Annotated in this window: 17 protein-coding genes and 1 tRNA gene; 13 read left to right on the top strand and 5 right to left on the bottom strand. The window is 67.2% G+C overall.

Going from position 1 to position 20244, the window contains the following annotated elements; translation table 11 throughout:
• The first annotated feature begins 105 nt into the window (after positions 1–105).
• The 4 genes from RIE32_02910 (at position 106) to RIE32_02895 (ending at position 3600) form a co-directional block, all read left to right on the top strand.
• Positions 106–996, top strand: a complete 891-nt coding sequence (locus RIE32_02910) for a GC-type dockerin domain-anchored protein (protein MEQ9095194.1) — start codon at positions 106–108, stop codon at positions 994–996.
• A complete protein-coding gene (locus tag RIE32_02905) occupies positions 997–2424 on the top strand; it encodes a PQQ-binding-like beta-propeller repeat protein (GenBank protein MEQ9095193.1) in 1428 nt (475 codons plus the stop codon).
• Positions 2424–3242: a type II secretion system protein gene (locus RIE32_02900; GenBank protein ID MEQ9095192.1), complete on the top strand. Its 819-nt coding sequence runs from the start codon at positions 2424–2426 to the stop codon at positions 3240–3242. The genes RIE32_02905 and RIE32_02900 overlap by 1 nt, the downstream gene beginning before the upstream one ends.
• Before the next feature lie 76 nt (positions 3243–3318).
• The gene (locus RIE32_02895; protein ID MEQ9095191.1) at positions 3319–3600 is read left to right on the top strand and encodes a hypothetical protein; all 282 of its coding nucleotides are present in this window, start codon (positions 3319–3321) and stop codon (positions 3598–3600) included.
• A gap of 28 nt (positions 3601–3628) precedes the next feature.
• On the opposite strand, the gene ispH is transcribed toward RIE32_02895, so the two are convergent.
• On the bottom strand, positions 3629–4675 hold the full coding sequence (ispH, locus tag RIE32_02890; protein MEQ9095190.1) for a 4-hydroxy-3-methylbut-2-enyl diphosphate reductase: 1047 nt from the start codon (positions 4673–4675) through the stop codon (positions 3629–3631).
• Between the two features lie 37 nt (positions 4676–4712).
• Here ispH and RIE32_02885 point away from each other — a divergent pair, with 37 nt between their 5' ends.
• The 6 genes from RIE32_02885 to RIE32_02860 all read left to right on the top strand — a co-directional run bounded on the left by RIE32_02885 (position 4713) and on the right by RIE32_02860 (position 11188).
• A complete protein-coding gene (locus RIE32_02885; protein ID MEQ9095189.1) occupies positions 4713–5735 on the top strand; it encodes a squalene/phytoene synthase family protein in 1023 nt (340 codons plus the stop codon).
• Positions 5693–6583: a phytoene/squalene synthase family protein gene (locus tag RIE32_02880; GenBank protein MEQ9095188.1), complete on the top strand. Its 891-nt coding sequence runs from the start codon at positions 5693–5695 to the stop codon at positions 6581–6583. The genes RIE32_02885 and RIE32_02880 overlap by 43 nt, the downstream gene beginning before the upstream one ends.
• Before the next feature lie 3 nt (positions 6584–6586).
• On the top strand, positions 6587–7912 hold the full coding sequence (gene hpnE, locus RIE32_02875; GenBank protein ID MEQ9095187.1) for a hydroxysqualene dehydroxylase HpnE: 1326 nt from the start codon (positions 6587–6589) through the stop codon (positions 7910–7912).
• 108 nt (positions 7913–8020) lie between these two features.
• Positions 8021–9112: a prepilin-type N-terminal cleavage/methylation domain-containing protein gene (locus RIE32_02870; protein MEQ9095186.1), complete on the top strand. Its 1092-nt coding sequence runs from the start codon at positions 8021–8023 to the stop codon at positions 9110–9112.
• A 39-nt stretch (positions 9113–9151) separates the two neighbouring features.
• Positions 9152–9676, top strand: a complete 525-nt coding sequence (locus tag RIE32_02865) for a hypothetical protein (protein MEQ9095185.1) — start codon at positions 9152–9154, stop codon at positions 9674–9676.
• Between the two features lie 81 nt (positions 9677–9757).
• Positions 9758–11188 (top strand): M20/M25/M40 family metallo-hydrolase, encoded by a 1431-nt coding sequence (locus RIE32_02860; GenBank protein MEQ9095184.1) that lies wholly within the window; start codon positions 9758–9760, stop codon positions 11186–11188.
• A 1-nt stretch (position 11189) separates the two neighbouring features.
• Here RIE32_02860 and RIE32_02855 read toward each other — a convergent pair whose 3' ends face one another.
• Positions 11190–11468, bottom strand: a complete 279-nt coding sequence (locus RIE32_02855; protein ID MEQ9095183.1) for a hypothetical protein — start codon at positions 11466–11468, stop codon at positions 11190–11192.
• Between RIE32_02855 and RIE32_02850 the strand changes: the two genes are divergently transcribed.
• Positions 11467–13944, top strand: coding sequence for a hypothetical protein (locus RIE32_02850; protein ID MEQ9095182.1), 2478 nt, complete (start codon positions 11467–11469; stop codon positions 13942–13944). The genes RIE32_02855 and RIE32_02850 overlap by 2 nt on opposite strands.
• Before the next feature lie 30 nt (positions 13945–13974).
• Positions 13975–14928, top strand: a complete 954-nt coding sequence (locus RIE32_02845) for an ABC transporter ATP-binding protein (protein ID MEQ9095181.1) — start codon at positions 13975–13977, stop codon at positions 14926–14928.
• A gap of 40 nt (positions 14929–14968) precedes the next feature.
• Here the strand turns inward: RIE32_02845 and RIE32_02840 are convergent, their stop codons facing one another.
• Positions 14969–15913: a hypothetical protein gene (locus tag RIE32_02840; protein MEQ9095180.1), complete on the bottom strand. Its 945-nt coding sequence runs from the start codon at positions 15911–15913 to the stop codon at positions 14969–14971.
• A 207-nt stretch (positions 15914–16120) separates the two neighbouring features.
• Between RIE32_02840 and RIE32_02835 the strand changes: the two genes are divergently transcribed.
• A tRNA-Val gene (locus tag RIE32_02835) sits at positions 16121–16194 on the top strand.
• Positions 16195–16242: 48 nt separating this feature from the next.
• Here the strand turns inward: RIE32_02835 and RIE32_02830 are convergent.
• Entirely contained in the window at positions 16243–16944 is a 702-nt protein-coding gene (locus tag RIE32_02830; protein ID MEQ9095179.1) for an SOS response-associated peptidase, read from the bottom strand.
• Positions 16945–16967: 23 nt separating this feature from the next.
• Positions 16968–20237 carry an error-prone DNA polymerase gene (locus RIE32_02825; protein ID MEQ9095178.1) on the bottom strand — a complete coding sequence of 1090 codons (3270 nt, stop codon included), beginning with the start codon at positions 20235–20237 and terminating at the stop codon, positions 16968–16970.
• Positions 20238–20244: the final 7 nt, after the last annotated feature.

The following is a 20244-nucleotide window of genomic DNA, read 5'->3' as shown; positions in this document are numbered from 1 at the left end:
GACCGCCCGCGTTGTGCCGTGATGGCAGCGCGTGCACGGGTCCGGGGCCGTCCCGCGCGAATCGGGACGCACGCCGGTGAAGAGCCGGCACGGAAGGAGTGCGCGATGCGCACCATTGCTGTTGTCGTTGTGTCGTCTGTTTCCGCCATCGCCAGCGCCCAGGGCCTGCTCGATCCCTTCGCGGCCGAGGTCGTCCAGTACGCGCCGGGCGTCGACGTGCCCGCGGGCTTCGATGATCCCGCAAGCGCATTGGGCGAGCCGGCCCGCTACACCGGCGTGGGCTCGTTCCCCGGCGTGGTCACGCCCTTCAACCCGCCGTTCCTTGGGTCAGAGGTCGTCACCATCGGCGCGGGCGGCAGCCTGACGCTGCGCCTGGGCACGCCGGCCATCGACGCGGCCACCAACCCCTTCGGCGTCGACCTGATCGTCTTTCACAACGGCGGCTACATCGACGCGGCCTTCCCCGCGGGCGTGGTTGGCGGCACGTTCTTCGACGGCGGGGCGATCGAGGTCTCCCAGGACGGCGTCGAGTTCTTCCCCGTGCCGCCCATGGCCGAAAGCCACTTCCCAACGCTGGGCTACCTCGATCTGGCGACGCCCTTCACCGAAGTGCGCGGCGATGAGCCCAGCGACTTCCGCCTGCCCGTCGATCCGGCGATCGACCCCGACGGCATGGACTGGGATGAACTGCTGGCCGCGTACGACGGCTCGGGCGGCGGCGTAGGCATCGACATCGCCGATGCGGGCCTGTTCGAGGTCAACTTCGTCCGCATCACCGCCGGCGACGGTGCGACGCCCGACATCGACGCGGTGTCGGTCGTGCGGGCCGCCTGCGCCGCCGACATCGATGGCAACGGCGTGCTCGAGGTCTTCGACTTCCTCGAGTTCCAGAACCTGTTCAACGATGGGGATGGCCGGGCCGACTGCGACGCCAATGGACGCCTGGACATCTTCGACTTCCTGTGCTTCACCAACGCGTTCGCGGGGGGGTGCTAAGTGCGCAGCGCGATTACTCTTCTTGTTGTTGCCGGCAGCACGCTTGCCCAGGACGCCTGGACAGACGCCTGGACCCATGCCGGCCGCACGCCCGCCCGCGTGTCGGCCGTCCAATCTGCGATGCCCGACCTGGCCGACCCACGCTGGGTGTACGACGCCCAGGGCCTGTTCGAGCCCTTCGCGCAGGCGACGCCGGTGATCTCTTCCAACGGTGTCGTCGTGGTGCTGGGCGACATCGCCGGCAGTGCGCACGCCGTGGGGCTCGACGCGGCCACCGGTGATGAGCTGTGGCGATCGCCCATCGTCTCGCCCGTGTTCTCGTCATGGTCGAGCCCGGCGATCAGCGAGAGCGGCCTGGTAATCGTCGCGACGCGCTCGGTGGCCGTCGCGCTCGATCTTTCCAGTGGAGCCGAGGCTTGGCGCACGTCGCTGGGCCAGAGCGTGGTCAACGCGTCCCCGGCCGTCGAGGAACGTACGGGCGTGGTCCGCCTGACCACGTACGACCCGTTCGGCGGTGCGGCCCGGCTGGTCACGCTCGACCTTGACACCGGCGAGATCCTGCTGGAGCCCTCCATCGGTTCGGCCTCGGGCGCCTCGCCGGCGTTGTACGGCCTGCGCAGCTTCGTCGCGCTGACCGATGGCGCCATCAGGGCGTTCGATGCCGCGGGCGAACTCTGGACGACGCCCACGCCCCTGGGCTTCTTCGGGGGCACGGTCTACCACGACGGCGCGGTCTACGCCGCCAGCTATGCGTTCAGCGGCGGCCGCGACAACAGCGCCATGGTCAAACTCGATGCGGCCACCGGCGGCGAGCAATGGTCCGTCCCCACCGAGCGCACCGACGCGATGCCCGTTCCCCTGGGCGATGGTCGTATCGTGCTCTCGGCCGGGCTGGCGGGTTTTGGATCGCTGCCCACCGTGCAGGTCTATGAGGATCTGGGCACCTCGGCCCAGCGGCTCTGGGATCTCGCCAGCGCCACGTGGGAAGACCTGAACGGCGACGGGTTCATCGATCCGGGCGAGTACCTCGCCCTGGGCGGCTGGGACCACCAGCCCGCGGTGCTCGAAACGCCCGATGGCTTCGCGATACTCGTCGGCTCGCCCGCGGGCGGCCTTGCGCTGCTGGATCTCGATGCAGACCCTCGCGGACCGGAACTGGTCATTGGCGCGAGCGACCTGGGCGGCGGATCGCCCGCCATTGCGCAGGGCGTTGCCGTCAGCGCCTGGAGCGACCACGTGGCCGCGTTCGCACTGGGCGGGGCGTGCTATGCCGACTTCGATCGCGATGGCGCCTTGACCATCTTCGACTTCCTCGGGTTCCAGAATGCCTTCGACGCGGGTGATCTCGCCGCCGATTGCGATGGCGACGGTTCGCTGACGCTCTTCGACTTCCTGTGCTTCCAGAACGCCTTCGACGCGGGGTGCTGATGCGACGCGCCTTCACGCTTATCGAGGTTCTGGTGGTGACCGCCATCGTGGGCACGCTCGTCGGCGTGCTGCTGCCGGCGCTCTCGGGCGCGCGAGATGCCGCCAGGGGCGCTGCGTGCGCCAGCAACCTGCGGCAACTTGGCATCGGATGGGCCATGTATGCCGGCGACTACCAGGGCGTGGCCATGCCCCTTGCCTACACCGACCACCGCGACACCGGCGGGGGCGACAACATCTTCTGGTGGGGCGCCGACGGGTCGCAGAGCGGAACGCTCGATCATGGCCGCGGGCTGCTCTCGCCCTATCTCGACGCCGGGCTCGGTGAGGTGGGCGTCTACGCCTGCCCGGCGCAGCGCCCGGGCACCTACGAGCACCAGGGCGCGACCAGAGCGCCTAACAGCACCTACGGCTACAACGGCTACTTTCTGAGCCCGGCCTACACGCCCGGCTGGTCGCGTGGCATCAAGCACCGGCCGCATCAGCGGCTGAGCACCATCGCCCAGCCATCGAACCTGATGGTCTTTGCGGACACGCTCATGAGCCGGGGCGCCCATGCGATGCCCACGAGCAATGCGCTGCTCGATCCGCCCATGCTCTACGTCGGCGCCGGGCGTTGGCGGGACAACGAGTATCCCACTACGTGCTTCCGCCATGGCGGCCTGGGTGCGGGCGCTTCATGCCTTGCGGTGCATGCCGATGGCAGTTCGAGAGCCTATCGGGCCACGGCGGATTGGCTCACGCAGCCGGGGCAGGGCATCGGGTCCGTGGGGGTCCACAATGATCCTCGCTATATACCCGATTGGCGGTCGTGGCGCTGAGAAATCGTTCATCGAGTGCCGATAGTGTGGCTAACGCATGGCGCCAGTCAACGGAAGACAACCCACGATTGCGGACTTGGACGCGCCCACCTCGCGCGTCAGAGTCGAGCGGTGCGTCTGCTTCGATCAGCCGTTCGACAAGCTCCTACGCATGGCCCGCGAAGAAGGCCTGACCCAGGAAGAACTGAGCGAACGCACCGGCTGCTGCACGGGCTGCGGCATGTGTAAGCCCTACGTCCGCGTCGTCCTGACCACGGGCCGCACCAGCATTCCACTCATGAATGGACGGGCGCTCAAGGCCATCGCCGATCAGGCCGAGGGCCGAGATCAGGCGGCGCCACCAAAGACCGAGGCATAACGCACCACTCGTCAGCGAAGACGCCGCATCAACCGGCGCCGGTGGCATTGATGGTCAACGCGGTCGCCCCATACGCCGACGCCGTCACCTCGGGCGTTCGGACTCGGATGGCGCGACTCTTTGGGTCGATCCCCTGCTCTCGCATCATGTGCTTCAGGCCGGCCGGAGGCGCGAAATACACGTCCTCTTCGAAGACGTCGCACGTCCGGATGTCGCCGTCGAAGCGTTCCAGCAGCATCTGGCAGACGCCCGCGACCAGATCTTCGGGCGCACTGGCCCCCGCGGTGACCAGCACGGTGGCCGACGGATCCGGGAACCACGCAAGGTCAATTTCGCTTGCGTCGTCGATCAGCCGGCCGGGCGTGCCCGCATGATCGCTGATCTCCGCCAGCCGCTTGCTGTTGCTGCTGTGCGTTGAGCCAACCACCAGCGTCAGGTCGCACATCGGCGCGAGCGTTCGTACGGCGTGCTGGCGGTTTGTGGTCGCGTAGCAGATGTCCTCGCTCGGAGGGGCCTTGATATGCGGGAATGCTTCCTTCAGCGCATTGATGATGATGCCCGCATCGTCCGTACTCAGCGTCGTCTGCGTCAGATAGACCAATTTGGTCGGGTCATCGATCTGCAGGTGAGGGATGTCTGCAGGGCTCTCGACCACCTGCGTGGCTTCGGGCGCTTCCCCGCTCGTGCCGATGATCTCCTGATGGTTGCGGTGGCCTACGAGCAGGATCTGATAGCCAAGGCGGGCGTACCGGATCGCCTCGTTGTGCACCTTGGTCACCAGCGGGCACGTTGCGTCAATGATCCGTAGTTGCCGGGCCTGGGCTTGCCGTCGGACCGCAGGCGGAATGCCATGGGCGCTGAAGACGACGATGGACTCCTCGGGCACCTGCGACACGTCCTCGACGAAGCGAACGCCGCGAGCCTTGAAGCGCTCCACCACGTGGGTGTTGTGCACGATGTCGTGGTAGACGTACACCGGCTCGCCCGGACACAGGTCCAGCACCTGGTTCACGACGTCGATGGCCATGCTGACCCCGGCGCAGAAGCCGCGTGGATTGGGGAGGATCAGTCGCACGAGGCATTGTAGGTGGATTGCGTACGGTTGGTTCGCCATGACCGGACTGGACCCAGCCCGACCACCCATCGAGATGCTGGCCTCCTTCGGCCCGGGGTGTTCCCCCGTGGCTATGGCCGACGCTCGTGCCTACGCCGTCGCCTTCGCTCGCCGGGCGAGCGAGAACTTCGTGGTGCTGGGCCGCCTGCTCCCAGCCGAACTAATCGAAGACTTCGCGGCGGTCTACACCTTCTGCCGCTGGGCCGATGATCTGGGCGACGAGACCGACCCAGCCCTGGGCCCGGAGGTCGCCCCCGAGACCAGGCGCCAGCGAGCGCTCGAACTGCTGTCTTGGTTTCGAGACGAACTCCACGCCGAACGACCGAGCCACCCGGTGCTTGTGGCGCTCGGGCCAACGCTCGAGCGCCACCGCATTCCAAAGGGCGAGTGCGACAAGCTGATCTCGGCGTTCGAACAGGACCAAAGACTCACCCGCTATGAAACCTGGGAACAACTACTGGGCTACTGCAAGCTGAGCGCCGATCCGGTCGGACGCATGGTCCTGATGATGGCCGGCCTCCGACCGCCAAGCGAGAGCCCGGACAGCGCCCCGGCATGGGAAATGAGCGACGCGATCTGCACGGCCCTGCAACTCACCAATCACCTCCAGGACGTCCGGCGAGACCTGCTCGATCGCGATCGGGTGTACCTTCCTTCCCACGAAACCGGCCTCGACGCTCAGACCCTGCGCGCCTGGGCACACACGCCCGAGGACCCGCGGGCACGGCTGGCCTTCATCAAGGCCACCAGGCCGCTGATACACCGCATCGAAGAGCTTTACCAACGTGGGTGGAATCTTCCCTCCCACGTACCGGGGAAACTCGGAGTTCTTATAGGGATGATGGCAGCAGGGGGGCGGGCGACCCTGAATCGCATCGAACGCCAGGGGTGCATCACCCTATGGAAACGGCCCGAAGTTGGCAGGATCGGCAAGGGGGGCATTGCGTTGCGTGGCCTTGCATCGCTATATTTTCCATCGTGGCGGAATCCCCGAGCCAGTTCGACCACATCAGCACCCTGATCGACGGGGTCGAAGCTGATCTGACCACGTCGACGATGTTCTGTCGTCAGATCACCGCGCAGGCAGGCTCGAGTTTCGCGGTGGGAATCCGCCTGACTCCCGCCCGCTGCCGTGACGCCATGCATGCCGTGTATGCCTGGATGCGCCTGGCCGACGACATCGCCGACGCTCAGGCGCCCGCCGGTCAACGCGCTGCCATGCTCGACCGATTCGAAGCGCGCACCGAGGCGGCGTTCTCCGGTGAGCCCGGAGGTGCGATCTGGCCCGCGTTTGCCAGGGCCGCAGCGGAGCACCAGTTCAAGATGGCATGGTTCGAGTCGTTCCTGCAAGGCGTTCGAACAGATCTCCATACGGTAAAGTTCGAGACCGACGAGCAACTCGAGGCCTACTGCGATCGGGTAGCCGGCAACGTCGGGCGATGCTGCGTCGCCATCTGGGGCATGCGTCGCCAAGCGGAATTCGACCGGGCCTGCGACCTGGCCGGCTTGCGCGGGCGCGCACTGCAGCGAATCAACATCGCGCGCGATCTGGAGGAAGATGCGCGGGCCGACAGGCGATACGTCCCTACGGAGCGACTCAGCAGGCTTGGTGCGGGCCCCATGGACGCACGAGTCCGGGACGACCTCGTGCGCGAAGCCATGGACATGCTCGACGAGAGCGGGCCGCTCGAAGGCATGATTCGCAAGGACGCGGGGCCGGCCTTGTGGGCGATGACCCGAGCCTACCGCCTGGTGGCTCGGCGGCTGGGGCAGGCTGGTGCGTCTCCATCCCTCGGCGGGCGCGCGAAGCTGGGCATTGCCGCCGGCGCGCTGGGTCGGCGTGTGCTCGCAGCCGGGCGGCTAGCGTAATCAATGCAGCCCCGGGTCGTTGTCGTTGGTGGCGGACTGGCGGGTATCGCCGCCGCGGTCATGTTGGCCGATCACGGCGTCGCCGTCTCGCTGCTGGAATCCCGCCGTCGCCTGGGAGGAAGGGCGGGCTCGTTCGATGACGCTCGAACCGGTGAAGTGCTGGACAACTGCCAGCACGTCGCGATGGGCGCGTGCAAGGTGTACATCGGCTTGCTGCAGCGACTGGGCGTGGCGGGCAAGATGGCCTGGACCAACCGACAGACCTGGATCCAGCCCGGTGGCCGGCGCAGCGTTCTCCGGGCATGGCCCCTGCCCGGCGCGCTGGCATTCGCACCATCGTTCGCTCGAGCACGCTTCCTTTCGGTCGCCGACAAGGCCAGCATTGGGCGCGCCGTTCGATTGGCGGCCACGGCGGACCGCACGAAGCTCGCGGACGTCTCGTTCCTCGAATGGCTGCATCAGACGCGTCCCACCGCCCAGGCGATCCGACGATTCTGGGAGCCGCTGATCATCAGCGCGTGCAACCTGGCGCCCGCCCGCGCCAGTGCTGAAGTCGCCTTGCACGTCGTGCAGGGCGCAATGCTCACCGGGGCGCAGGCCGCTCGGATCGGCATGCCGATGGTTCCCCTTGGAGAACTCTACGATCCCATGTTCGGCGTCCTCGAGGACGCAGGAGGCAGTGTCGCGCTCGGTTCGCGCGTCGCCTCGATCGAACCCGGACGGGTCACGTGCGCCGATGGGAGCACGTTCGAAGGCGACGCCGTGATCTGTGCCCTCGATCCCACGTCGGCCAATCGCTTGGTCTCGGTCGATGGGTCCGCGCCGTACGAGGGCGTGACGTTCAGCCCGATCCTCGGCGTACATGTTCGCTACGACCGTGCCGTGCTCGACGTCCCGCACGCCGTACTGGTGGACGGCTCGGTGCAATGGGTCTTCGCAAAACACGGCGATGGCCGGAGCATCCACGCCGTCGTCAGCGCCGCCGATGCCTGGGTCGGGCTGGGGGAACAGGAGATCTCCGATCGCGTCGTCGGGGAGATTGCCCAATACCTTCCCAAGGCTCGCAATGCCCGCGTCGAATGGGCGCGGCCAGTGCTCGAGCGACGGGCCACCTTTGCGGCTTCACCATCATTCCAGCCAACGCGCCCGGGAGCGGGGCGCCTGACCGATCAGGGCTGCTTCCTCGCGGGCGATGCAACCTCCACGGGCTGGCCGGCGACGATGGAAGGGGCTGTCCGGAGCGGGCGCGGGGCAGCTGCCGCGACATTGCTGGAAATCGGGACCCCAAGCGACAGCACGCGACAGCCATCGTTATTAAGGGGGCGTTAAACCGGCTGAATCATGTGGCGGGCCCCCAGACCGGACGCCAAACCACGCCTGAGACCGAGCTAGACTTCACGCGCAATTATCTGATCCAGATCCAGGAGGGTTGACGGCATGCTTCGAAGGCAAGGCGGGCGACTGGGGTTCACGCTGATCGAGCTGCTGGTGGTCATCGCCATCATCGCCCTGCTTATCGGCATCCTGCTTCCGGCGCTGGGCCAGGCCCGCGGCGTGGCGCGACAGGTCAAGGGCGCCAGCAACCTGCGCTCGATCGTCCAGAGCATCAACGTCTACGCCAACGAATATAAGGACATGATCGTCGGCGGCCCGGACACCAGCGGCTACGACGCGAGCTTCGACGTCTACAACGGCATCGCCATGCAGACGTGGGACTGGATGGGGCCGCTCGCGTTCATGAACGGGCGCATCGGTCCGGGCGAGGGTGTTCGCATCGAGGGGCGAACGCGCGACAGCGAACGCTATCGCTCCGAGCGCTTTGATTGGTACCGCGAGCAGGTCGATGAGTACCTGTGCCCGGCCAATCGCTTCCAGGCGGCGCCGTATCCGAGCGAAACGCCGTTCTGGACCACGGGCCGCATGATCGGCTACAACATGTCAACCCAGTTCACCTCGAGCACGAAGCGACGTGAGCAAGGCGGCACCGAGCCCCGGCCGAGCCAGGACCGAGGCAATTACAAGCCCTACCTGTTCAACGTGGGCACGCTGTATCAGAAGGTGGCCGTGTTCGAAGGACACCGCTACGCATATCGCGACGTTCGTCCCGACTATGACCACGAGATGGGCACGCGCGACGGCGGTGGGGGCTGGTACGGCGGCGCCTTCGGCGGCGTGGGCGCCGTGTGGCGGGAGAGCAAGGAACTCGATCGCACCGTCGCGCCGGGAGAGAACGGGCGGCGTCTGCACACCTCCAACCCGCGCGATTACCCGGACATGCGACGCATGGCCTTCCGCCATGGCACGCAAACCGATCCCAGCCAGGTCGCGGCAACCCAGGTGCTCGGCCACCTGGCCTTCTTCGACGGCCACGTCGAATTGATGACCGATGCGGATGCCGTGAACCCAGATTACTGGTTCCCGACCGGCACCCAGCTCAAGGATCCGGGCTTCTTCTGGCGGCACACGCTGGAAACCTGGCCCGCCAAGGCCCTCAACATCTCCTCGTCAGACCCCTACATTGTGCCCTGACCATTCCACCCGACCCCACCGTGGCCGAGCGGAGAAGCGATGACACCGGCACAGCAGGAGAGCCTGGGCAGCCTGATCGATGATTTCGATCAGCAGCGAGCGCCCAAGAACAAGGGGCGTGGCGACGGTGGCGGGTCGGGAAACCTGCCGCCCAAGAACGTCATCCTCGCCGTCATCATCCTGGGGTGCCTCATCGGCGCAGCCGTGCTGGGCGCCCGAGCCCTCCAGAGCGATACTGCCTCGCTGGAACGATGGAGCCAGGAGCACACGCTCATCGACACCGAGACCGGTGAGTTGTTCATCGACTACCGCGTGCCGGACGGGGCTTCGTATCCTCTGGAAAACCCGAATACTGGCTCAACGACGCTGATGCCAGCCGAGGCGTGCTTCTGGACCCGCGATGGTCGGGCCAAGATGGAGCCCACGTGGGTCTACGTGCCCCAGGGCGGGCGCGTGACCTGCCCGGACTGCGGCCGCGACGTGGTCGGTCGCAATCCCCGGCCACCCGTGGAGTTGATGCTCGAGGCCTTGGATCGCCAGGAAGCCCAGCAACGCGGCAACTGAGGCCCTCCGTTCGGAGAACTCATCGCCCGAGGCTGCAACGATGCCCCTTCGACGGCGTAAGAAGCCGCGTAGGGAGCACGCATGATCGACCAGGTCCTCCAGAATCTCGAGCGAACCGAACCGCAGGCCATTGACCGGCTGTGCGACTGGCTCCGCATTGCGAGCATCAGCGCCGATCCGGCGTACAAGGCCCAATGCCAGGAGGCGGCGCAGTGGGCTGCCGATAGGTTGGGAGAGGCGGGCCTGACCGCCCGCGTGCTGCCCACTGGCACCAATGACGAGCCGGGCCATCCGTGCGTGCTGGCCAAGACGCCCAACGCCGACTCGGGCAAAGGCCCCCACGTGCTCTTCTACGGCCACTACGACGTGCAGCCACCCGACCCGCTGGAATTGTGGGAGACCGGCCCGTTCGACCCGATCGTGAAGAAGGCCGACGCGAAGGTGCCGGCCGACCACGTCGTGGCGCGCGGGGCCAGCGACGACAAGGGCCAGGTCGCCATGTTCCTCGAAGCGCTGCGGGCCTGGAAGGAAGAGGGTGGCGAGCCGGCCGGGGGGTTGCGGATCACCGTGCTGCTGGAGGGCGAGGAGGAATCGGGCTCGGAGAACCTCGAAAAGTTTCTGAAGGACTACGAGGGCGAGCTCAAGGGCTGCGACTTCTGCCTCATCAGCGACACGGGCATGATTTCGCGCACCCGGCCGGCAATCACCTACGGCGTGCGCGGCTTGGCGTACACGCAGATCCGCCTGCACGGCCCCGACAAGGACGTGCACAGCGGCTTCTGGGGCGGGCGTATGCCCAATCCCTTGAACGAGCTCAGCAAAGTCCTCGCCCAGATGTGGGACGAGAACCGGCACATTACGATCGATGGTTTCTACGACGATGTCATCGAAGCCACAGATGAAGAGCGTGCCGCGTGGAAGGCGCTCAACATCGATGTGCACGACATGCTCAGCCACATCGGACTCGGGCCCGAGGCCGACATCGGCGAGGCGGGCTTTACCAGCATCGAGCGTGAATGGGCCCGGCCGACCGCCGAGATCAACGGCATGTGGGGCGGGTACACGGGTGCGGGCGCCAAGACAGTGATCCCCGCGTACGCGACGGCCAAGGTAAGCTTTCGCCTCGTGGCGGACCAGGACCCCGACGACATCGTCAAGAAGTTCTTCACGTGGCTGGAGGGCCGCACGCCCCCGGGCTGCCGATGGGAACTCGAAGACATGCATGGCGGGCACCCCTCCAGCGTGGATCCCACGTCGAAGTGGCTCGACACGGCGCGAGAGGCGATGGAAAAGTCCACAGGTATGGAGGTCGCGCTGATCAAGACCGGGGGTTCGATCCCGGTCGCGGGCATGCTTAAAGACAGCCTCGGACTCGACACCGTCTTCATGGGCTTCGGTCTGGACGATGACCGCGTGCACTCACCCAACGAGAAGTTCGAGCTGCCGTGCTTCCGCATGGGGGCGCGCTCGCATGCCGTGCTGATCGATCTGCTACGGGGCGCTGGGGCGTGAGTCAGGCCGCTTGTCGTCGGACATCGACTTCCTCGGCGGGTTCGGGCGCGTCCTCGACGGGCTCGACCTCGATGACGTCCGCCTCGACCTCGTCGGCTTCCACCAAGCCTCGTTCAATTAGCCGGCGACGCTGCTCGGCCTGCAATTGGCGGACGCGAACCTCCAGGTCGGCCAGTTCCACGCCCCGGCGGACGGCGGCTGCGAGTGTCAACAGCATGCCGCCAGTGCCCACCGTGGCGGCGGCAGCGACGAGCATCCATGCTTCGATTGCGGAGGTCATGCCTCCTGCATCGGGCGTGCTGGGGCGCGTCTTGAGCGTTTGTGTGCTCGCTCTGGCCCTCCTGGCCTCGCCCCTGGCCGCCCAGGACGATCCGGCCGACCCGATGGCCGCCCTGGGGATCGGTCAGGGCGAAGTGGCGGTCGACGTCGTCGAGTTTGGCCTGGGCGACGTCGTCCGCAAGGGCTCCTGGGCGGGTTTGCGTCTGGCGATCACCGATCGCGGCGTGCGCCAGCGAGAACTCCTTGTCCGCATCGAGGTCAAGGATGCCGACGGCGATACCACGCTCTACGAGCGCGGCTTGGCTTCCAACCCCGGCCAGCGGCAGGAGATCTGGACGTACGTCCGGTTGCCGTATCGGTTCACCGTGGGTGATCGGCTGCTGGCCCGCGTCTACGAGGCCGAGCAGGTCGAGGCCGGGATGCCGCGCGCCGGGCGGCTGGTCGGCGAGGCATACCTCTCGCCCCGCGCGATCGCGCCGGAGACCACCGGGTTCATCGGCGTCATCGGCGCCCGGCCGGCTGGCCTGACGGCGTACGCCGAGGGGCAGGGCGAGCCCTATGACAGCCGACTGCACGAACCGACGGTCGTTGCGACTCGGCTCGATCCATCCACCATGCCCGACGCGTTCGCTGGCCTCAGCCCATACGGCGTGCTGGTGTGGACGCAGGGAGAACCGGTGTCGCTGGGGGCCGAGCGGGCGGACACCCTCCGGCGATGGGTGCTCCAAGGGGGACACCTGGTCGTGCTCATGCCCCAGGTGGGCGGCACGTGGCTCTCGGGGGAACTGAACAACCCGTTGTTTAACGTGATGCCTCGGGTTACCGCGTCGCGCGATGCGAGCTATCCGACCGGGCCGATCCGTCCGTGGCTGACCGAGCGAGCCGACATCGTGCTGCCGTCCACGATCGTCGCTCACACGTTCGAGCCCGTGGAGGATGCTGAGCCCGAGGACGCGCTGGTCGTCATGGCCGATCCGCAAGGCCGAGCCCTCGTTGTTCGCCGTCAGGCTGGCTTGGGCCACGTTACGCTCGTCGGCATCGATGCGGGCGAGGATCAACTGGCCCGTATTGGTGCGCCGTCGGCCGCCAGCTTCTGGCACCGCATCCTGGGCCGACGCGGCGATCTCCGCCCCTGGAACCTCCGTGGGCCCGCCGGTGGACCGCAGCAGGTCTCGCCACCGCGGCGGCGCGTGCGTTCGTACGACCATTCGATCGACGCCGCAATCGCACAGACCGGCAGCCCCGCGGCGGGCGTGCTGCTTGGGTTCGTGGTGTTCATTGCCTACTGGCTCGTCGCCGGTCCGGTGGGGTTTGCGGTGCTGAAGAAGACCGGTAAGGCCCGTCATGCGTGGCTGGGCTTCGTGGGCGTTACGGCGGTCTTCACCGGCATCGCCTGGGGCGGCGCGGTGTTGCTCAGCCCCGCGAGCATCCGGGGCGCACACCTGACCATCATCGACCACGTGTATGGGCAGGACGTCCAGCGCACGCGCACGTGGGCCGGGCTCATCGTGCCTTGGTACGGAGAAGCCACCGTTGCGGTGGGCGATGTCGAGCGGACCGATGCCGGCTCGTTGATTGCGTTGGTGAGTCCCTGGTTGACGCCCGAACTCACCGCGGGGTTGGGCAGTTTCCCCGATAACCGTGGCTACCGCGTGCTCGCGGCGCGGCCAAGCGCGATGACGTTTCCCGTACGTTCCACGATGAAGGAACTTACGGTGCAGTGGGCGGGGCCTACACGCTGGCCGATGCCCACCCCCTTGGGCCAGGATGGCCAGCCCGGCGCCCTGGAGGCAACGCCGCGCGCTTTGGGCCTGCCGGCCAGTGAGATCAGCAGCGAGGCACGCGGTCGGCTGGTGCACGACCTGCCCGGCGCGTTGTACGACGTCACGATCATCGTGAATCACGGCATGTACGACGTGCAGCCGCGCGTGAGCCCGAATCGCCCGATCATGGATGCCTCTGCATTTGGTTTGGCTGACGCGTGGGCTCCGGGCGTGCCGCTTGATCTGGCAGCCGCAACGCGGCGATCGGGTTCAGATGACGTCTCGTTGCGTGCTTTCCTGGACGCCCAGGCTGCCCAGCGCATTGGTTTAGGCGATCGGGCCGACCTGCCCGGCGATGCCCGAGCCGTCAGCGACCAATTGGTCATCGCAAGCCTGCTGAGCCAGGTTGGCCCACCTCCCACCGGCCGCGGAGCTGCGGGCGATGAGTACGCTGCCGCTACGCGGCGGGCGATGCACGGCATGGATCTTGGCGTGTGGATGACCCGCCCATGCATTATCGTGCTGGGGCACATGGGTGTTGGTCGATCGGAAGCCGATGCGCCGTGCCCGACGCCCATGACCATCGACGGGCGAGATCCGAACCTGCAAGGTCGGACGTTCGTTCGCTGGGTGTATCCGCTGGATGCCGCGCCGCCGGCGATCCTGGTATCGCCCGCGTCCGATGGCGACGAGGCATCCGACCCCGATTCCTGATGAGACCGGCGCCAGGCGCCGACAGAGGACGTGACCGTGCCGATCATCGAGACCATCAACCTGACCAAGCGCTACGGCGACCTCGTAGCCCTTGACAACCTCAACCTGGCCATCGACGAGGGCGATTGCTTCGGCTTCATCGGCCCGAATGGCGCGGGCAAGACCACGACGATCAAGATCCTGGCCACCCTGCTCAAGCCCAGCAGCGGCCAGGCGCAGGTCGCCGGGCACACGATCGGCTACCAGAACCGGCTCATCCGTCCATTGATTGGTTACGTGCCCGACTTCATGGGCGCGTATGAAGACATGGTCGTCACCGAGTACCTCGAGTTCTTCGCCGCCGCGTACGACATCCACGGCAAGCAGCGCAAGACGGTGGTCAACGACGTGCTCGAACTGACCGACCTGACCTACAAGGCAACCGCGGAGGTGAACAGCCTGAGCCGTGGCATGCAGCAGCGGCTGAGCGTCGCGCGGGTGCTGCTGCATGACCCCAAAGTGCTGCTGATGGACGAGCCTGCGTCAGGCCTTGACCCCCGCGCCCGCATCGAGATCCGAGAGCTGCTCAAGGAACTCAAGCGGATGGGCAAGACCATCCTGATCTCCAGCCACATCCTGCACGAGCTGGCCGAGCTGTGCAACGTCGTGGGCATCATCGAGCAGGGCAAACTGCTCTACACGGGCACCGTGCGCGAAGCGCTCGGCCGTGCCCGCGTGGGACAGGTGCTGCACATCCGCGTGACCGAGCGCAGCCCCGAGGCGGCCGAGGTGCTCAAGAAGCTGCCGGGCGTGAAGAAGGCCGACTTGGTCGACGGCGACGACGGTGTCGAGATCCACGCGACGCTGGATCAGCAAGGCGCCGTCGCCATCGCCGACGTGCCGAGCATCCTGATCAACAACGGCTTCCGGCTGGCGAGCTTCACCGAAGAAGCGGTAAACCTTGAGACGGCGTTCATGCGGTTGACGAAGGGGCTGGTGCAGTAGGGGCGCAGCGAGACCCTGGCGCAAGCCCGGGCCACTTGCCTCAGGTCGGTCCGCGTCCGGGCAGAAACTCCTTCGTATACCACTTCCGCCACTTGGGCACGTCCCAGCCCAGGTAGCTGGTGTCCTTGCCGCTCAGGTCGCTGGTCAGGCGAACGAGCGCCTCGTGCACCTCGACGCGGTAGGTCACCACGACCGAGTCGAGCACGCGGAGCACGACGCCCTCGGTCACGACGCTCAGCTCGGGGTCGAACGCGACGGCGCTGTCGCCAACGACCGGCTCCAGGTCGCTCACGAACGCCTGCTGCTGGCCGATGAGGATGTAGGCGAGCGCGCCGCCGTCGCTGCCGGTGCCGCGGCCGACGACCTGGCTTGCAATCATCGCGGGGATCGCGTCGGCCATCTTCAAGGTTGCCGCAAGGCCGGCGGCGTTGGCTACGTGCGGGTCGTGGCTGCGGCGCAGGCCGTCGGCGACCACGCTCTTGACCGTGTGTGGGGCTTCTCGGTTCTTGAGCGAGTTGGCCAGCACGTCCGTGGCCATCGAGCGGCGGCGCGGGTGCGTGTCGAACACGGCCGTCCAGGCGATGGTCGCCAGTGCCTCGGGCGTGTCGAGCTCGGCCAGATGGCCCATGATCGCCTCGATCACGTCGTCGCCGCTGCGGCTGAACATCTCGATCATCGACTCGAAGATCGCCGGGTCGTTGTACTCCTTGAGCTTCTCGATGCCCGCAGCCCGCAGGTCCTTTGCGCGCGGGTTTCGGAAGTAGGTGTGCCGGATGCGGCGGAGCTCGACCTCGAGCTGCTCGCGGCGCAGGTGGTGGGCCCGCAGGGCTTCCTGCACGTCTTCGGGGCGTTCGAGTTCGGCCGGCGGCTCGACCGTTGGCAGCGAGCTCGGGGCCGGGGCGGCCGGCCCGGGGGCATCCTGGGCGTTCGCCAGGGTCGAAAGCGAGCCGACAAGGGCAAGCAGCATGGGTGTCGTGGCGCGCATGGGCGGCCTCCTGTGCCCGGGCGGGGTGCGTGGGGGGAGGGGGGCCCGGGGCCGATCGCCGCGATGGGTGGGGCCGGGCGGACACCGCAGTGGCATGGCCCGGCTGGTCGGCGACCCGAAGATTGTACGGACTCTCGCCGCGGGGGTTGCGGGCCGATATACTCTCCGCCCCGCGGGAGGCTTGCAAGGGCTTCGCGGCGACATTCCGGGCGATTAGCGCAGTTGGCTAGCGCGCCTCGTTGACATCGAGGAGGTCACAGGTTCAAGTCCTGTATCGCCCACTTTTCGGGACCCGTCAGGGTCCCGTTTGTTGTGCGCCGACTACGTCCTCAGTCCGCCGGCTCGACGGCCTCGGTCAGATCCGGGTCGTCGTTGCGGACGTTGCCCACCCGCGTCGACACCGGCGTGGTCTCGAGGATGCCGTCCGGCGCGGGGCCGAGCAGGGGCTGGACGGCCTCGGGCTCTTTCTGGGCCGGGTCGCACCACTGCCAGAGGTTCTCGGGTTCGAGGATGCAGGGCATGCGGTTGTGCAACTGGCCCATCTCGGCGTTGGGCGATGTGGTCAGGATTGCGCACGATTCCAGCTCGTCCCGCCAGCAGTCCCACAGGCCGGCGAAGTACAGCACCTGTCCGTCGGCCCGGGTGATGTAGTAGGGCTGCTTCTGCTTTTCTCCAAGCTTCTTCCATTCGTAGAAGCCGCTGGCGGGGATGATGCACCGCTTATACCTGAACGGCCCGCGGAACGACGGCTTCTTCGCCGCGTCCTCGCTCCGCGCGTTGAACATCGGGTACTTCGTGCTGGGTTCCTTGGACCACGATGGCACGAGCCACCACCGCATCTGCGCGGTCTTGAAGACGTGCGTTTTGTCCTTGATGGCTCGCAGTACGGGCACGTCGGTCGTCGGGGCCACGTTGTACCGCGGCGGTGGATCGGCACACTGCAGCGCCGCGTCGGCCAGGGCAAGGTCGAACGCCGTGAGCTGCTCGTGGATCTGCCGCCAGGTGAACTTGTACGTGTATCGTCCGCACATGGGAAAAGGATAGTGCCCCGGGCCTAGTGAAAATCGCGCGACTTGACCACGAGCGTGTCGAGTTGCTCGTCCAGGCATTCCAGCCGATGTACGTGCACGTGCACCACCTCGCCCTGCCGCTCGATCCGGCCGTGGGCGAGCATTACGCGGCTGAGCCGTGCCACGCGGCGGAACTGCTCGAAGGTGTCCTTCCACAGAATAAGGTTCGCGATGCCGGTCTCGTCTTCGAGGGTAATAAACACCACGCCCGACGCCGTCCCGGGTCGCTGGCGCATGAGCACCAGGCCTGCGACGGAGACCTCCCGGCCCTGCGGGCACAGCCTCTCGCGGCGGAGGTCGCTGGTGGGCGTCACGCCTCGGGTATCGAGCGTCTCGCGGATGAACGACATCGGGTGCGCCTTGAGCGACAAGCCCATGCTGGCGTAGTCCTCCAGCACCATGCGGTTGGCGGGCACGGCCGGCAGGTCGTCCAGCGCGTCGGTGTCGCGGTTGGCGTCCCTTTCGATCGGGTCGAACAGCGGCAGCGGATCATCGCGCAGCGGCTTGATCTGCCAGAGCGCCCGCTGGCGGTCGAGTCCCATGGAGTTGAACGCGTCGGCATTGGCCAGCGCCCGCAGGCTCCGCACGCTTACCTGGCTTGCCCGCCACAACCTTTCGACGGTCTCGAACGGCCCGTGCATCGCCACCGCGTCGGCGATTCGATGCGCATCGGCCTCGACCATCCCCTTTGCCAGCCGCATCCCCAGCCGCACCGCCGGCCCGTTTGATCCCCATGAGGTTGGATCCTCATTCTTCACTTCGTCTCGTCGTCTCTCTATCTCTTCGTCTCTTCCCTCCAATGTGCAATCCCACGCGCTCTTGTTTACGTCGATGGGCCGAACCTCGACGCCGTGCTCCCTGGCGTCGCGGACGATCTGGGCGGGCTGGTAGAAGCCCATCGGCTGGCTGTTGATGAGGGCCGCACAGAACGCCGCGGGCTCGTGCCGCTTGAGCCAGCACGACACCCACACGAGGATGGCGAAGCTGGCCGCGTGCGATTCCGGGAAGCCGTACTCGCTGAAGCCGCGGATCTGCTCGAAGCACCGCTCGGCGAAGTCGCGCGGGTAGCCGTTGGCGGTCATGCCGTCGACCAGCTTCTGCCCGAAGCGGTAGATCTGGTCGCCCTTGCGCTTCCACGCGGCCATGGCGCGGCGCAGAGCATCGGCCTCGTCGGGCGTGAACCCGCCCGCGCAGATGGCAAGTTGCATCGCCTGCTCCTGGAACAGGGGCACGCCAAGCGTGCGCTCGAGTACGGCCCGGACCTCCTCGCTGGGAAAGCTGACCGGCTCGGCCCCCTCGCGCCGCCGGAGGTATGGGTGCACCATGTCGCCCTGAATCGGCCCGGGCCTGACGATGGCGACCTCGATGACCAGGTCGTAGAAGCACCGGGGCTTCAAACGCGGCAGCATAGACATCTGCGCCCGGCTCTCGATCTGGAACACCCCGACGGTGTCAGCCCGACAGATCATGTCGTAGACGGCCGGATCGGCCATGCTGCCGATGATGCCCCGGAATCGATTGAACGTCTGCGATCCGCTAAATTCCAGTGACTTGCGCACGCACGTCAGCATCCCAAGCCCCAGGCAATCAACCTTCAACATCCCCATCGCGTCGATGTCGTCCTTGTCCCATTCGATGACCGTGCGGTCTTCCATCGCCGCGTTCTCGATGGGGACCAGGTCGTGCAGCGGGCCGTTGGTGATGACGAAGCCGCCCACGTGCTGGGACAGGTGCCGCGGGAAACCGATCAGCTCGCGCGTCAGGCGCATGATGCGGCCCATCGTGGGATCTTCGGGATCGAATCCCGCCTCACGAATACGCCCGTCTCCCGGGTCGTCGCCCCAGCGGTCGAGGTTGCGGGCCAGCGTATCGACGCCGTCGAGCGAGAGGCCCAGCGCCTTGCCCACCTCGCGCACGGCGCTGCGTCCGCGGTAGGTAATGACCTCGGCCGTCAATGCCGCACGGTCGCGCCCGTATTTCTGGTAGAGGTACTGGATGACCTCCTCGCGGCGCTCGTGCTCGAAGTCGATGTCGATGTCCGGCGGCTCGCCCCGGCTTCGACTTATAAAACGCTCGAAGAGCACGCTGTGCGTGGAGGGGTCGACCTCTGTGATGCCAAGGCAGTAACACACCGCGCTGTTGGCCGCCCCGCCCCGCCCCTGGCACAGGATGCCGCGCATGCGCGCAAAGTTCATGATGTCGTAGCACGTCAGGAAGTACGCCTCGTAGCCAAGCTCGGCGATCAAGGCCAATTCATGCTCGATCGTGCCACGAACCTTCTCGGGTACGCCATCCGGGTAGCGACGCTCGGCCCCGCGCAGCGTCTCGCGCCGCAGGTAGGCCGGCGGGCTCATGCCTTCGGGGCAGGCCTCGGCGGGGTACTGGTATCGCAGCTCGTCCATGCTGAACGCTGTCGCCCGTAACGCGACCTCGGCCGCTCGCTCGACGGCGCCGGGCAGATCGCGGAACAGCCGGGCCATCTCGTCGGCGGGCTTCAGGTGCCGCTCGGCGTTGGGGTGCAGCCGATAGCCGGCGGTGTCGACCGTGCAGCCGTGGCGAATGCACGTGAGCACGTCCTGCAGCTCGCGGCGGCCGGGGTCGTGGTAGTGCGCGTCGTTGCTGGCAACCAGCGGCACGCGGGTGTACTGCGAGAGCGCGGCGAGCTGCGCGAACCGCTCGTGGTCGTCGGGCCGGTAGGTGCGCGCGGCAGCCATCGAGAGGCGATCATCGAAGGTCTCGCGCATGCCGTGCAGCACCGCGATGAAGTCCTCGTCGAGCACGGCCGGCGGCACGACGACGGCGAGCAGGCCGGCTTGGTGCTCGAGCAGGTCGTGCAGCTCCAGATGGCACTCGCCCTTGGGGGCCCGGCGTTTGCCCAGCGTCAGCAGGCGGCTCAGGCGGCTGTACGCCGGGCGATCGGTCGCGAACGCCAGCATCGCCAGCCCGTCGCCCATCACCAACCGCGATCCGACGGCCAGCGGGATGCCGCGCTCCTTTGCCGCCACGTGCGCGCGCACCACGCCGGCCAGTGTGTTGGTGTCGGCGATGGCCGCGGCGGCGTGGCCCAGGTCGGCAGCGCGATCGACGAACTCCTCGGGATGGCTCGCGCCGGTGAGGAACGTGTAGTTGCTCGTCACCGCCAGTTCGGCGTAGGGCGTCGCCGCGAGCTGTGCGGGCGTGGGGGCATCGCCCCGGCGTTGCTGGGCTTCGCGGAAGGGGTGGGCCTTGATCTTCGGAAACTCGTTCTCGGGCATCGCGGCG

It is taken from the genome of Phycisphaerales bacterium, from assembly GCA_040221175.1.
Taxonomy (GTDB): Bacteria; Planctomycetota; Phycisphaerae; order Phycisphaerales; family UBA1924; genus JAHCJI01.
The sequence above is the reverse complement of the archived record's forward strand: the minus strand, read 5'-3'. Positions and strand labels throughout refer to the sequence as shown.